This is a genomic window from Bacillus sp. CFBP9009 (assembly GCF_036541465.1).
In the GTDB taxonomy this organism is placed as follows: Bacteria; Bacillota; Bacilli; order Bacillales; family DSM-1321; genus Peribacillus.
This window is the reverse complement of the sequence record NZ_JAZHFU010000006.1, coordinates 105,890-120,023: the sequence shown is the minus strand read 5'-3', so window position 1 is coordinate 120,023 and position 14,134 is coordinate 105,890. Positions and strand designations below refer to the sequence as shown.

The window sequence follows — 14,134 nt, the reverse complement described above, 5'->3', positions numbered from 1 at the left end:
TAATGCTTAAAATCGCGTTGCTCGGTGTTTCGCTTTCTATGATTGGATTCTTATACCGTTTAATCAAAGGGCCTTCCGTACCGGATCGGGTCATCGCACTCGATGCAATGGGAATCAATCTTATCGCAATCGTTGCACTTGCCTCCATTGTCATGGATACAAGCGCATATCTGGAAGCCATTCTTCTGCTCGGAATCCTATCTTTCATCGGAACGGTCGCTTTCGCCAAATTCCTTGAGAAAGGGGAGATAATCGAAGATGACCGCAATCGTTGAAATCCTATCAGCCCTATTCTTATTAATGGGAGTCTTTCTCTTTTTAGTCTCGGCTTTCGGCATCATCCGGCTGCCCGACGTCTATACAAGAAATCATGCTGCCTCAAAAAGCTCGACACTTGGAATCATGTTCATCCTGATCGGCACCTTGTTATATTTTTATTATAAACATAGCCATTTCGATTTCCGGGTCGTGCTCGCGATCATCTTTATCTTCATGACCAGCCCTGTTGCCGGACATTTAATCATGCGCTCGGCTTATCATACTGGCGTGAAAATGTGGGATCGGAGTGTCCAGGATGATTTAAAGAAAACCCGGTGATCCCTGCCATTGCAAAAGAGCTGCCCTGATTAAAGGAGCAGCTCTTTTCTGTCTCAATCTTTTAAAAATACCTGGTCGCCCACTCTGATTTCACCTGTTTGCATGACCGAGGCATATACGCCAAAATGATTTTTCCTTTCCTTGACGACAGTTTTAAGGAGTGATGGATCTCTATGGGAATCGCTTGGATCGACAGTTATGATCATGCAGCGCTCACAATGCCTTTTGATCTCCAATTCCACTTCATTCCCGATTAGAATCCTTTTTCCGAACCATTGCTCTTCTAAAAAGGGCGTTTTGTTCACTAAGGATAGCACCAAATTTTGCCTGAATCTCCTGCCATCCAGTTCTTTTCCCCAAAGCTTTGTCAATTCGCCAATCGAGGCATCACTGACAAGCAGGATGTTTTCTTCTTCAATCGCACCTAACGGAATATGTGCAGGGTGATAAACAATTGGTGCTGCCTCCTGTTTTAACAATCGGTCCATTTCCTCCTGAAAGGCTTCCTCCCCCCATGTCAGCACGTTTCCTGAAGGAGTCTTCACTTTGATTTCCGGATATTGGCCAAGGGTTTCCTCACCAGAAAAAACAGCTTGATAACGGACCATTTCCGGGACTTGGGTTATCGTCAGGAACTTCCCATTTTTGCCTTTAAAGGCATGACTGCGATCTCCATATAGTCCATAATCCATCACCTTCGTTTTTTGTACCTGTTCACCAGTGAATGATTTTACAGGATGACGGGTGATTTCTTGTATATGACCCACCAGCATAAAAAAACCTCTTTTCATACAATAGTCTACTGCCATATTATATTTAAACCGGATACTATAGAATCATTGCGCCACTTTGCGATTGTTCATTCGATTCAATTTGACTTCGGTAAGTCGATAACGGCCAACGTACAGCGTGAAATGCAGATAAGATGATCATCTTCATCACGGATTTTCACGTCCCACACCATCGTCGTCTTCCCGCGATGGATGATGTTCCCTTCTGCGGTAACAAAACCGGAACGGACACCCCTTACATGATTGGCATTGATTTCAAGGCCGACGACAGCTTGTTTTGTACTATCTATCAGCTGCATTCCGCCAAAGCTTGCAACGGATTCCGCAAGGGCAACGGACGCTCCCCCATGCAATAAACCATATGGCTGCCTAGTCCGTTCATCCACAGGCATCGTCGCAATGACTTTCCCATCGCCGACTTCTTTCATTTCAATCCCAAGCGTGCCTATCAATGACTTTTCAATATTTCTCTCCATCCCATTACCCCCGATTCTCTTGTTTTTTTACCAAAAAATGAACCATTATTCATATTAGTATACAAAAAAAGGATGACCCAAGTCTATCAAGTCATCCGTCAATAATGTGAATTGTATTATTTGGAGAGGATTTCTTTTAATTCAAACCAGCTTGTCAGTCTTGGAATATCCAATTCCCTGTTATAGGAGTTATCCATTGCATACACTTTCGTTGGAATATCCAATAAAGTTTCCAGCACTGCCGGTTTATCATCAAAATAATAATCCAATTCCAATTTGCGGATCGTATCAATTTTTTCATGATCCTTCATCCCGCAGTAAAAATGGTCATCCTTAACCGGAAAGCCGTTTTCAATCAGCCATTTTTTCGTCCGTTCACCATGCTCTGCTTTTCTGGCGGTGATGTAATAGATTTCATGGCCATCGCGTTCAAGCTCCTGCAGCGTTTCCACAGCGCCCTCGAAGGCTGGACAGGATGAATAATACACTTCATCGGCAAGGCTGTTCCACATCTTGCCCCCAGCCTCTTTATCAAGCCCGAATGCTTCATGGATCTCCAACGTCTTTAAAGCTCTGAATTTCGTTAACTCTATGTTCGTATTAAGCTTTTCATTATAAAGATGGAACGCGAACTCCCTCAAGTTAATAAGGGTATCGTCAATATCAAAACCGAATTTCATATCCTTCACTCCTATTCAAACATAAGCTGCGGCAAACTGTGATGCGAAGGACATTTCCTTGTCCACCTGAATGGCCTGTAATCTTTCAATCTCGGCTTTTCTTTTTGGCTCAGCCATTTTAAGTCCAAGGAAGCCAGTATCCTCCTGCAGTATGCATCCAGAAATAAGCTCCGCCAATATATCGGCATCCTTCATGGCACAATTGAGGCCGAACGCACCTGTAGGTGTCATCGTATGGGCTGCATCACCTAATAAAGCAACGCCATCCTTTGTCCACGATTCACAATAGCTGCTGTAAACATCCAATAAAATGAAGTCCTGCCAAGAGCGGATATTTTCACACACAACCTTTTTTAATTCAGGAAAGGCAAAAAGCAAATCTTCAATGAACGGTTCAAAATGCTGTTTTCGCAAATGGGGAAATGAACCATGTTCTATATTCCAGCCAATTTGGATGGAACCTCCAGCCTGGGTGAAGAGGGCAACCTGGGAGCCATTGACCAATGCCATCTTGATCGAAGGCTTCCACCCCTCCGGAGCAGGAATTTTTGCCCACAGTAAATCATAGCCATGATCTTTAATCACGACTGGTATTCCAGCTTTTTTTCGAACGATGGAAAATCTGCCGTCCGCTCCGATTATCAATGAACTTTGCACTTCCAGGTCATTCCCGCCATTTCGAGCCTTGACGCCCGTAAAACGGCCCATTTCATTCTGTATCAAGCCGGTAACCCTCGTATTCATCATCAATTGAAAAGAGTCCAGCTTTTCGGCTTCATTCAATATGGCTGTAAGCAGATGATTTTGAGGGACATGTATCCCAACATGATCGACAGGCCATTCAGGGAAAATGCTTTTAAATATGTGGCCGTCATGCCAATATTCAATTTGTTCCATCCTAAGCAAGCCAAGTCTTTCCACACTCTCGAATAAACCGTGCTTTTTTAGAATGCCCTCTCCTTCATCGTTCAAGAACTCGCCCCTGAACTCCCTTGAAACCTCAGAATGCCTTTCAAGCAAAACGACTGAAATGTCCTGCTTAGCCAATAGGTAAGCCAGCAGGGCTCCTCCAGGACCTGATCCGACTATGCATACATCTGATTTAACCATCATGCCTCTTCACCTGTTGTCTATTTTTATTTAGGATAAGCCGTTATGCGTATGTCCTCACCAAACGTTTCCACGCCAGAGAAGGAAACATCCATCGCTTCATCCATCGTATCCACATTCATTCCAGTATACGGTGTTAGTGAGTTTCTTCCGCCCAATAGTTTAGGGGCTATATAAATCAAGTATTTATCGATGAGCCCTTCCCTAAGGAATGAGGCATTCACTTCGCTTCCGCCTTCCAGCAAGACATCCGTAATCCCCTTTTTATACAGCTCTTCCATCAAAGCCCTTAGATTCAGTCCCGTCTCGTTTTTTGGTACGAAAATGAATTCGATCCCTTTTTCACGTAAAAGGCCCATTTTATCAGCAGGTGCATTTTCCTGCGTTACGATCAAGGTTTTCGCATCTGATGCTTGTACAACATTGGCATCCAAGGGAACCCGTAATTCACTGTCTAAAATGATCCGGATCGGATTTTTCCCTCCGCCCTCCGGAAGTCTGGTCGTCAGTGATGGATCATCGGCCAACACAGTCCCGATACCAACTAGAATGGCATCCACCTCATCACGCAGCAAATGAACGGAGTGACGTGATTCTTCTCCTGTTATCCATTTTGAATGGCCTGTGTGGGTTGCAAGTTTTCCATCGAGCGTCATCGCATACTTCGATATGACAAATGGACGATTCGTCAGCATATTGTGAATAAAACGCTCGTTCAGCCTTTGAGCTTCCTTTTCCAGGACGCCAACTTCCACTTCAATGCCTGCATCCTTTATGATCGATATCCCTCTGCCGGCTACTTCCGGATTCGGATCTTGAGTAGCCACAACAACTCGCCGGACACCTGATTCTTTCACCAAATTTGCACAAGGAGGAGTCTTTCCATAATGGGAACAAGGTTCAAGAGTCACATATAGCGTTGCACCTTCTGCATACTCACCCGCCATTTTGAAAGCATGTACTTCCGCATGCGGTTCACCCGCTTTACGGTGGATCCCTGTCCCGGCTATCACACCGTCTTTGACTATGACTGCACCGACCACTGGATTCGGATTCGTCTTTCCTTTAGCACTGGCTGCCAAATCCAGTGCCAGCTTCATGTAATATTGATCATCATTCATACTATAGCTCTCCTTATACAATCAAAGTTGGCTTCTTTTGGGGAATATGTCCAGACTTCTTAACCTTTGTATCCAGATAGAAACTATTATCTTCCGTCAAACCGCCCCAAAGCGGAATATGGTCCTTTGCCGCAAGTCCATGCTTCATGAGGGCATCCAGCTTTTTGGGGTTGTTCGTGATTAAAGTCACCGGATCCTCGCGCAGTTCCCTCAACACGCGAATGGCTCCCTCGTAAGATCGCGTATCGTCTTCGAATCCTAAAGCCTCATTCGCTTCGACAGTGTCATAACCTTCCTGCTGTAGCAAATAGGCAAGAGATTTGGAAAACAGGCCAATCCCTCTTCCTTCATGGTCAGCAAGGTAAAAAATTGCCCCGCACCCATGCTCGGCTATCATCTTCATCGATTGGTGGAGCTGGTAGCCGCAATCACAGCGTTTACTGCCGAAGATATCACCTGTGTGACAGATGCTATGCATCCGGACAAGTGCATCCTCCGACTTTTTAAAGTCACCATACACCAATACGGAGGATTGCTGTCCGAAAGCGAGGTTGGCTTCCGAAAGCGAATCAAGCACCGCTTCCTTGTCATTATCCGCGCCGTCAAGCTGTAGCCATGTATACCATTGGAAAACCGTTGAGAAATCCCCTTGTTCAACAGGCAGGTTCACAGGCCCTACAAGGCATATATCAGCTTTTCCCGGTGTTTTTATGATATTCATTTTATCTATTAAAAGGTTTTTTGTTTCCTCGGTTATTTTCATGTTAACATCACCTATTTTATGATTTATAGTGTGCCTTCTCCTTACTTTAGGTAAGTAAGTATATTACTATACACTATACCTGTCAATGAAGCAGTTTACAAATAATAGTGTGTCTTTGATCATAATTTTCAAGAAGTTTTTTTGCAAAAGAAAGTCATTCACAAACCGATATCATATCAGCTGGCCTTTATACATATTTTAACGTATAACGAAAACGTGTCTATAGACAGACTTAAGGAAAGGAAGGAAACCTTTTGGAGGATTTCCCTTATTTTTTATATGACCCTATCCTATTTCCGCCTCACGCCAGGGCAATGAATATGTATCGGGAACGGGAAGGAACATTGCGTCCCTACTCTGCAACCAATCCAGATGTGCTAGTTAAATCGGCAAAGACCTCGCAATCTTTAATGCTTGATGTAAAAAAAGTCATGGATACTTTAGCCACATCCAAGCCTTTCTCGAACAGGTTGATGACTGCTGCCCAAGCATCGCAAAAGAATGTCGTGATCGATATGATCCGAAAGATAGGAATTAAGAACGAACCTGATATCACGTATAACCCCGATGGGATCCGTTTTGATTTCTATCCTAAAGCAGGAGAAGAAAATTGTCATATCATCGTCAGCTTGAAATGGAGGGATGTATAACGTCCAACACCTTTTTGGTAAAAAAACCGAAGCCTATTTTTGGCTTCGGATATTTGGGTTCATCTTGTTTTCGATTCAAAGGTTTCGACCAATAGTGCAAGCGTTCGTGCCATGACACCGGTAGCGCCCGCCGTGCACAATTCAGAGCTGCTCGAGGTTGTGGATGTTCCGGCAATATCCAGATGGACCCACGGAGTGTCTTCGGCAAATTCGCCGATGAAGGCCCCGCCCATGATCGCATGTCCTGCTCCTCCAGGTGAATTATTCAAATCCGCTATTTTACTGTTGCGTACCCGCTCTTTATCCTTTTCTGTAATCGGCAATCTCCAAATGGGCTCCCCGGCCTCCTCTGAGGCTTTGACCACTTGTTCATAGAATTCCGTGTCATTTGTCATTGCACCCGTCATATCCATGCCCAGCGCGGTTATGACACCACCCGTTAAAGTGGCAACGTCAATAAGATAGTCTGCACCATGATGTTTAGCGTATGTCATGGCATCCGCCAAAACCAGCCGGCCTTCCGCATCCGTATTCAATACCTCTATCGTCTTGCCGCTCATGGCAGTGATCACATCGTCCGGCTTGAATGCATCACCGCTGATCATATTATCAGTGGAAGGAATGACAGCCACGACATTTTGGTCCGGTCCTAATTCTCCAATTATTTCCATCGCACCTAAAACAGCTGCCGCACCGCCCATATCCGTCTTCATTCCAACGATTCCGGCCTTCGTTTTCAATGAGTATCCACCCGTATCGAATGTTATGCCTTTACCTACCAACCCGATAACATCCTTCCATTCATCCTTACCTTGATACTTCAGGACGATCATTTTCGGAGGCTCGACCGAACCTTGATTGACGGCAAGGAGTGCACCCATTCCCAACTTAAGCATATCTTCCTTCTCGAGGATCTCCACTTCAAAACCATAACGTTCACCCAAGGCAGATGAATAATCCGCCAAATCCGTGGAAGTCAACAAATTGCCTGGCGTGTTGACCAATGTTCTCGCTGAGTTCGTCGCCCTTCCGAAGATTTTCCCTACATGAAGCGCGGCACCGACCTCTTCTTGATCATATTCACTGTAAACCGTAATCGATTCAAGGCTTTTTTCGACCTGGTTCGACTTTTGCTTGTATCCGTCAAATTTATAGGAAGCAAGTTCGAAAGCCTCAGAACAAGCATGCGCTGCATCCAACGCATCCAGATTTTCAGTCGTGAATGTATCCAAAGCGATCGAAAGTGTCGTAATCTTGGATTCTTTTATCGTCCTACGAGCTTTTCCCAACGCTTCGCGGAGCGTTTCAAAGGATAGCTCCTTTTCCTTGCCCAACCCTACAAAAATCAATCTCTTTATGCCTAATTTACCTAATGTATGTATTTTGACCACTGATTTTTTCTTGGAAGAGATTTCTCCCTCCTTCACTAACTCTGTTAGCTGGCCGTCCAATCGTTCATCCGCTTCTTTTCCTATGCCTGAGAATTTTACGGGTCTGTCAAATACGCCTAGAATCAGGCATTCGTCAATCAAATCTATATTCAAGGAATCTTTTACTGTGAACATTCTGCTACCTCCTCCATTCGATTACATCCATTATAACGAAATCTTCAAAAATTTTCGAATAAGGCCCGCGAAAATAATAATAACAAGGGATATTGTTTAGAATGAGTGACTTTAGAGTAATAGTATAAGAAAGATCATATTTATACTTATACCAGCAGGGAATCGACAGGACTGAATGGAACTAATAATAAGGGCCTTATTCCGAGCAGGATGTAATTACCCATATATGGATTTCATCTTTACTTATAACTAGAAAGAAGGCTGATACTCTTGGAATTATTACTCAACTTCCCTTTAATCGCAGCATTGATTGCCATTTTCTTTGCTCAATTCATTAAAGTGCCCATCCACTTCATAGCATTTCGTAAAGTGAACTGGTCACTCATTAACTCAACAGGCGGTATGCCAAGCTCCCACTCTGCGGCCGTGTCAGCCCTAACCGTAGCGGTAGGGATTGAAACCGGTATGAATTCCCCTGTATTTGCCGTTGCCGCGATTTTTGCAGTCATCACGATGTTCGATGCGACAGGAGTCAGACGGCAGGCAGGAGAACAGGCAGCCGTCTTGAACCAGCTCGTTACGGACTTCAATACATTTGTCGAGCAAGCAAAGAACTGGCAGAAAAAAGCAGATAAACAGAAACAGCAACAATTAAAGGAACTGTTGGGACATAAGCCAATCGAGGTATTTTTCGGAGCCTTGACCGGAGTATTCATTGCGCTGGCACTTCACTTTTTCATCTTTCAAGGGTAGGTGTTCAATTTGAAAATAATCTCTCTTTGCCCCAGCAATACGGAACTCTGCACATATCTAGGGATTGAAGATCGGCTGATCGCCATCGATGACTACTCTGATTGGCCTGAAACCTTACAGCACCTTCCTAAGGTGGGGCCCGATTTATCGATTGATATAGATCGTGTAGAATCCCTAAAACCCGATTTGGTGCTGGCTTCACTAAGTGTACCGGGCATGGAAAAAAATATTGAGGGCCTAAAAGAACGAAACATCCCTCATATCATCTTCAACCCGCAATCACTTGAAGATATCGCAAAAGATTTACTGACCTTGGGCGAGGCCATGAATCTTAAGGAAAAAGCTGAGGAACAGGCTGCCAAATTCCGTGATGCCATCCTTCAATACAAAAACGTCGCCGACAAAATCGAAACAAAGCCGTCCCTGTATTGGGAATGGTGGCCTAATCCCTTATTCAGCCCCGGGGGAGTTAATTGGTTATCCGAGATCAGCACGCTTGCGGGAGGATATAACCTTTTCGAAGATGTCGACATGGCAAGCATTCAAGTCACTTCCGAAGAGATCCAAAAAAAGGATCCCGACCATATTTGCTTAGCTTGGGTCGGTATCCCTTTACGAAAAGTAAACCCGGAGCTGGTCAAGAAACGGAAAGGGTGGACTGATATGAAGGCAGTCCGGGATAACAATATTCACATCATGGAAGAACCTTTATTCTGCCGGCCCTCTCCGCGATTACTGGATGGGCTTTCCAAATTGGCAAAGACTCTGCATCCTGAAGCCTACAAAAGTATGGACTAAGGGCGTCCCGAGGAAAACAGACAATCAAAAAGGCTGCCTCAATTGAGGCAGCCTTTCGCTTTCACTTTTGTCCCTCATTAAAAAGCAAAGGAAGCTACATTCTCGTTCAATGTTTTCTGAGCGATTTTAGGCTTGAATACCTGCCTGATCTTGGTTTCATTCAACTTGTTTAACTGTTCTTCGGATAACTCGCCGTTCCCTTTTTGGACAACATATACTTCAAGGGTTTTCTTCCCCCAATTATCGTATACATCTTGTACCGTTTCGTAGTATAGATCCAGGTGGTTTCCTTTGATCGCACCACCCTTGTCCGCTACAATCCCATATCCATAGCCCGGAATCCAAAGGATGGTTCCGATAGGGAATATGGTAAGATCGGCGGCAATGGTGGAAAACAGATCCCGTTTCACCTTCACCCCTGAATAAGTGATACCATAGGATGGGCTTTCCGGGTACTTTCCGGTTGATTCATACCCTGCTGTATATCCTGTAGCCAAGACTTCATGCTTCGGGTATTTCGAGAGCTCGATTGCCTCCGCTATCGTCGTGGGACCATCGCTCGTGGATGCGGATGCCATTAGCGTCGCCACTTGACCTCCACTATGGATGGCTTTATATTCGAGACCAAGCATTTGATGTTGTCTCATCACCTCTTCAAAAGGATGATCCTCAGGCACGGCTCCAAAAACATGATTAAAGGTCGATTCGATGGCCAAGATAAATAATATGATAATAGCAACCCTCAAAAATAACGCCTTGACAATCTTCATATGTATTAGTTCCACTCCTCTCACAAGGATATTTGTTCCCTTTCCAGAGTGAAAGTATTCATAAAGCATGAAAAGATCGAATTTTTCATACAAAAAAAAGGCCCGTCCATAAATGACGGCCCTTCTCATTATTAAAACATTTGATATCCTTTATTCCTTAGAATCCTGATGACCACACCAGCTAAAACCGCGCCAAGCAGCCCGCTTGATAAAATAATGATGTCTGCCGTATGCAAGGAAGTGAGGTTCGTTCCAAGATTAGAAAAAGAAATTCCCGGATTTCTAAAATATTCTATTAGCTTTGTTTCATTGACAATGATGATGAAGACGATTGGAAATAAGATGACCATGATCCACGAAGAACGAAAGAGCATATTCAGCAAAAAGCCAATTCCGAAAAACAATATGAAAAATAAGAGTATTGAGATAATTAAAACAGGCAATGGCATGTTATTCTTGACCCTCCTTAAAAAGCGACACCTTTAGTTTACTGAAAAAATAATTGCTGCGTCAACGACTTATACCAAATAATTCCGAAGAAAAGATAATTACCCAAATCACATGAATAATTTATATGATGTATACCCAAATTGATCTCCCGGGTTCAACCCGTCAAGCATCGTCTGCATTCTTTCCTTTTTAAAAGCTAAAAGCTGTTCCAATAGTAATGATTGCTTCCCTTCCTGCATGAGTAAATCAGGGTCATAAAATTTAGCTTCATATAGTTCATCCAACTGAGCGGTTACTTCAAAACTGACCGGTTTAAGTAAAAATATCAACATATTATCACTAATATTCCCTTTGATGACTCCGCTTCTCACTCCTACAATACCTTCAATTTCTGTATGAATACCCGTCTCCTCCAACACTTCCCTTACGACAGCTTCATCGACGGTTTCATCATTTTTGACAAAACCTGCCGGAAGCGACCATTGCCCTTTCAATCCGCCATACCTTTTATTCACGACCAGCCATTCACCTTTATCAGATATCACAAGGCCGGACACTGCAAGCCAAACATTTTTGCATCGTTCCACCAAGACCCACTTCCCCCTATATTCATTATTATTGTAAACTTCAAACAGCAGAAGAATATACGATTAAGCTTCGTCATCCTTACCCCATTATATTCCACATAAGAACCGTGCATACTCCAATAGATGGCACACCACCCATTGATGGGATGTCAATGAAAAAGCCATTCAGGGAAAATCCCCAAATGGCCTTTATTTGTATATAGAAAAAATTAAAGGACGTTGAATTTACCTTTTTTAGCAACAAGGGAAGCTCCGCCAATCATTAACAACGCTCTGTTATCAACCATTTTCTTCAAGAATGATGCAGTCTTACCTGTAACTTTCTTGCCGAATACAACACCAATCGCGTTGTCTTCACCAAGTGAACATACCGTTCCTTTGTTTTCGAAAGTGAACGTTTCAAGGTCGCCTTCGTTACGAACCAATTTAGTCAGGTTTTTCGCAATGACCTCACCTTGCTGCATCGCGATTTGTGCGGTAGGTGGATATGGACGGTTAATTTCCTCGTTGATGATCAAAGCGCAGTCCCCTACGATAAAGATATCGTCATGACCCGGTGCCCGCATGTCAAGGTTCACTTTAATACGTCCGCGCATAGCTTCAAAACCGGAAGCCTCTATCACGGAGTTACCACGTACGCCAGCTGCCCACACTACGGTTCCCGCTTTGATTTCTTCCACTTCATCTTCGCCTTTTGCCACGATGATGCCTTCAGGAGTCGCCCCCTTGATCGGTGTACCGATCTTGAATTCGACACCTTTTTTCTCAAGGTAAGATACTGCATAATCCACCAATTCCGGATCGAAGCCAGGGAGGACGGCTGGTGCTGCCTCCACACAATACATACGAACCTTTTGGAAATCGATGTCGTATTCTTTACAAAGTTCAGGGACACGGTTAGCCAATTCGCCTAGGAATTCGATTCCCGTAAATCCTGCTCCTCCAACAACGATCGTCAAGCGGTCTTCATTCTTTTCGACCTCTGTACTGTAAGTAGCGAATTGCAATTGGATATGGTCACGGATTTTACGTGCCGTGTTCACGTTAGAAATAGAGAAAGCATATTCTTTTAGCCCTTGGATTCCGAACGTTTCCGATTCAGGTCCAAGACCTATCACTAAGTAATCATAAGAAATTTCGCCGTTTTCAAGGATGACTTTTTTGTTCTCTGTTTTCACTTCCAAAACAGAATCCTGGATGAATTTAACTTTGTTGTTAATGACACTTTTGATTGGATATCGCACACGATCATGATGAAGCGTTCCAGCCGATGCTTCATGCAGCCATGTTGTTTCATAGTGGTAATCATTCTTGTTAACTAATACGATTTCTGCTTCATTTTGACCTAATGCCTTCTGTAAGCGAGTAACAGTCATCAATCCACCATAACCTGCTCCTAAAACAACGATTGTTGGCTTTTTCAAAAGTATTCTTCCACCTTTACGATATTTTCTTGTGATGCTTTCCATAACTAAAATATATTGTCTATCTTATTAATTTCCATTATAAAAAGCACTCTTATACATTTGTGACGTATTTCACGTAACACTTCGTAATTGTCATGAAAAATCCATAAAAATTTTACAATGATGTCTAAGTAAATATTAGTCTTTTTCCATACCTTTTTCAAGTAACTTTTCGCGTTAAAATAAAGCTGGAAAACGTTACTTTCCACCCAGTTCCGAACTATATTTATACGATAGCTCAACATTGGTAATGAGTAATTTCACCCAATTATGAAAGCGGTTAAAGAACATTCATCATGCAACCGTCCTTATATAGTCAAAACTTTCTCACTTTTCTAACTTTCTCCGTTTTTTAAAACACCATCTATGTTAAAATAAGAGGATAAATTTCAGCAAACCTAGTATATCGGAGGGATTACGTTGGAAGTTAATGAAAAAGTATATGATATTACCATCATTGGCGGAGGCCCAGTTGGATTATTCACTGCATTTTATGGAGGAATGAGACAGGCATCCGTAAAAATCATCGAGAGCCTGCCACAATTAGGCGGACAATTGTCGGCCCTTTATCCTGAGAAATACATCTATGATATCGCTGGTTTCCCAAAAGTGCGCGCACAGGAGCTAGTGAATAATTTGAAAGAACAAATGGCAAAGTTCGAGCAGGATGTTGTCCTGGAGCAAGCCGTTCAAGAAGTGGAAAAGCAAGCCGATGGAGTTTTCAAGTTAACGACTGATAAAGAAATCCATTACTCCAAAACGATTATCATCACAGCTGGAAATGGGGCTTTCCAACCCCGCCGCATCGAAATTGATGATGCAAAAAAATATGAAAGCGGCAACCTTCACTATTTCATCGACGACCTCAATCATTTTGCCGGCAAAAGAGTGGTGGTCTTTGGAGGTGGGGATTCAGCAGTGGACTGGGCCCTAATGCTGGAGCCGATCGCCGAGAAAGTGAGCATCATCCACAGAAGAGATAAATTCCGTGCCCACGAACATAGTGTAGAAACACTTAAAAATTCAAAAGTTGAAATAAAGACCCCTTACATACCTTCAGAGTTGATTGGTACAGACGGACGTATCCATTCAATTGTCATCAAGGATACAAATGGTGAAGATACAGAGACCATGGAGGTAGATGCAGTCATCGTCAACTACGGCTTCGTTTCTTCTCTTGGTCCCATCAAGGAATGGGGACTTGATATCCAGAAAAACAGTATTTTGGTGAATTCCAGAATGGAAACGAATATCCCGGGAATTTATGCAGCAGGTGATATTGCAACATATGATGGCAAAGTAAAATTAATTGCAAGCGGTTTTGGTGAGGCCCCCACTGCCGTCAATCATGCCAAACAATATATTGACCCAAAAGCAAAAGTTCAGCCGATGCATAGTTCCTCCATGTTTTAAAATTACGCAAAAACCCGACTTTCATAGCCGGGTTTTTTTTGTCCCCAATTCGGTTATTGTGGATAACTTTTTCCATTACTTATCCACAGTGCTTACCTTTTTCCTACTAAGGGTAAAGAGTAGAAGAAGCCATGAAAGGGGAAT

Annotated in this window: 17 protein-coding genes; 6 read left to right on the top strand and 11 right to left on the bottom strand. The window is 43.3% G+C overall.

Annotation, left to right across the window (positions count from 1 at the left end):
* Positions 1 to 2 precede the first annotated feature (2 nt).
* A complete protein-coding gene (locus V3595_RS16730) occupies positions 3 to 275 on the top strand; it encodes a Na(+)/H(+) antiporter subunit F1 (protein ID WP_370023645.1) in 273 nt (90 codons plus the stop codon).
* The gene (mnhG, locus tag V3595_RS16725; RefSeq protein ID WP_048687653.1) at positions 259 to 597 is read left to right on the top strand and encodes a monovalent cation/H(+) antiporter subunit G; all 339 of its coding nucleotides are present in this window, start codon (positions 259 to 261) and stop codon (positions 595 to 597) included. The genes V3595_RS16730 and mnhG overlap by 17 nt, the downstream gene beginning before the upstream one ends.
* A 53-nt stretch (positions 598 to 650) precedes the next feature.
* Here mnhG and V3595_RS16720 read toward each other — a convergent pair whose 3' ends face one another.
* The 6 genes from V3595_RS16720 to V3595_RS16695 all read right to left on the bottom strand — a co-directional run bounded on the left by V3595_RS16720 (position 651) and on the right by V3595_RS16695 (position 5,538).
* Entirely contained in the window at positions 651 to 1,370 is a 720-nt protein-coding gene (locus V3595_RS16720) for an MOSC domain-containing protein (protein WP_485908442.1), read from the bottom strand.
* A 95-nt stretch (positions 1,371 to 1,465) separates the two neighbouring features.
* A complete protein-coding gene (locus tag V3595_RS16715) occupies positions 1,466 to 1,864 on the bottom strand; it encodes a hotdog fold thioesterase (RefSeq protein ID WP_485908440.1) in 399 nt (132 codons plus the stop codon).
* Between the two features lie 116 nt (positions 1,865 to 1,980).
* Complete coding sequence (locus V3595_RS16710; RefSeq protein ID WP_034310235.1) at positions 1,981 to 2,544, bottom strand: 5' nucleotidase, NT5C type; 564 nt, start codon at positions 2,542 to 2,544, stop codon at positions 1,981 to 1,983.
* Positions 2,545 to 2,559: 15 nt separating this feature from the next.
* On the bottom strand, positions 2,560 to 3,657 hold the full coding sequence (locus tag V3595_RS16705) for an FAD-dependent monooxygenase (protein WP_485908438.1): 1,098 nt from the start codon (positions 3,655 to 3,657) through the stop codon (positions 2,560 to 2,562).
* Positions 3,658 to 3,680: 23 nt separating this feature from the next.
* Positions 3,681 to 4,775 carry a bifunctional diaminohydroxyphosphoribosylaminopyrimidine deaminase/5-amino-6-(5-phosphoribosylamino)uracil reductase RibD gene (gene ribD / locus V3595_RS16700; RefSeq protein WP_485908436.1) on the bottom strand — a complete coding sequence of 365 codons (1,095 nt, stop codon included), beginning with the start codon at positions 4,773 to 4,775 and terminating at the stop codon, positions 3,681 to 3,683.
* A gap of 13 nt (positions 4,776 to 4,788) precedes the next feature.
* Positions 4,789 to 5,538, bottom strand: a complete 750-nt coding sequence (locus V3595_RS16695; RefSeq protein WP_485908434.1) for a GTP cyclohydrolase II — start codon at positions 5,536 to 5,538, stop codon at positions 4,789 to 4,791.
* A 254-nt stretch (positions 5,539 to 5,792) separates the two neighbouring features.
* Here V3595_RS16695 and V3595_RS16690 point away from each other — a divergent pair, with 254 nt between their 5' ends.
* Entirely contained in the window at positions 5,793 to 6,188 is a 396-nt protein-coding gene (locus V3595_RS16690) for a YuzC family spore coat inner layer protein (RefSeq protein WP_485908433.1), read from the top strand.
* 59 nt (positions 6,189 to 6,247) lie between these two features.
* On the opposite strand, the gene V3595_RS16685 is transcribed toward V3595_RS16690, so the two are convergent.
* Positions 6,248 to 7,753 (bottom strand): leucyl aminopeptidase, encoded by a 1,506-nt coding sequence (locus tag V3595_RS16685; protein WP_485908431.1) that lies wholly within the window; start codon positions 7,751 to 7,753, stop codon positions 6,248 to 6,250.
* A gap of 270 nt (positions 7,754 to 8,023) precedes the next feature.
* Between V3595_RS16685 and V3595_RS16680 the strand changes: the two genes are divergently transcribed.
* Together V3595_RS16680 and V3595_RS16675 are read left to right on the top strand one after the other, a co-directional pair.
* Entirely contained in the window at positions 8,024 to 8,506 is a 483-nt protein-coding gene (locus tag V3595_RS16680; protein WP_402904047.1) for a divergent PAP2 family protein, read from the top strand.
* Positions 8,507 to 8,515: 9 nt separating this feature from the next.
* Positions 8,516 to 9,304, top strand: coding sequence for a cobalamin-binding protein (locus V3595_RS16675; RefSeq protein WP_485908429.1), 789 nt, complete (start codon positions 8,516 to 8,518; stop codon positions 9,302 to 9,304).
* Between the two features lie 77 nt (positions 9,305 to 9,381).
* On the opposite strand, the gene V3595_RS16670 is transcribed toward V3595_RS16675, so the two are convergent.
* The 4 genes from V3595_RS16670 to V3595_RS16655 all read right to left on the bottom strand — a co-directional run bounded on the left by V3595_RS16670 (position 9,382) and on the right by V3595_RS16655 (position 12,535).
* The gene (locus V3595_RS16670; protein ID WP_485908427.1) at positions 9,382 to 10,074 is read right to left on the bottom strand and encodes a 3D domain-containing protein; all 693 of its coding nucleotides are present in this window, start codon (positions 10,072 to 10,074) and stop codon (positions 9,382 to 9,384) included.
* Between the two features lie 131 nt (positions 10,075 to 10,205).
* On the bottom strand, positions 10,206 to 10,523 hold the full coding sequence (locus tag V3595_RS16665; protein WP_063234052.1) for a YuiB family protein: 318 nt from the start codon (positions 10,521 to 10,523) through the stop codon (positions 10,206 to 10,208).
* A 108-nt stretch (positions 10,524 to 10,631) separates the two neighbouring features.
* Positions 10,632 to 11,111 (bottom strand): NUDIX domain-containing protein, encoded by a 480-nt coding sequence (locus tag V3595_RS16660; RefSeq protein ID WP_485908532.1) that lies wholly within the window; start codon positions 11,109 to 11,111, stop codon positions 10,632 to 10,634.
* A 209-nt stretch (positions 11,112 to 11,320) separates the two neighbouring features.
* Positions 11,321 to 12,535, bottom strand: a complete 1,215-nt coding sequence (locus V3595_RS16655; protein ID WP_485908425.1) for an NAD(P)/FAD-dependent oxidoreductase — start codon at positions 12,533 to 12,535, stop codon at positions 11,321 to 11,323.
* Positions 12,536 to 12,997: 462 nt separating this feature from the next.
* Here V3595_RS16655 and V3595_RS16650 point away from each other — a divergent pair, with 462 nt between their 5' ends.
* A complete protein-coding gene (locus V3595_RS16650) occupies positions 12,998 to 13,990 on the top strand; it encodes an NAD(P)/FAD-dependent oxidoreductase (RefSeq protein ID WP_485908423.1) in 993 nt (330 codons plus the stop codon).
* Positions 13,991 to 14,134 lie beyond the last annotated feature (144 nt).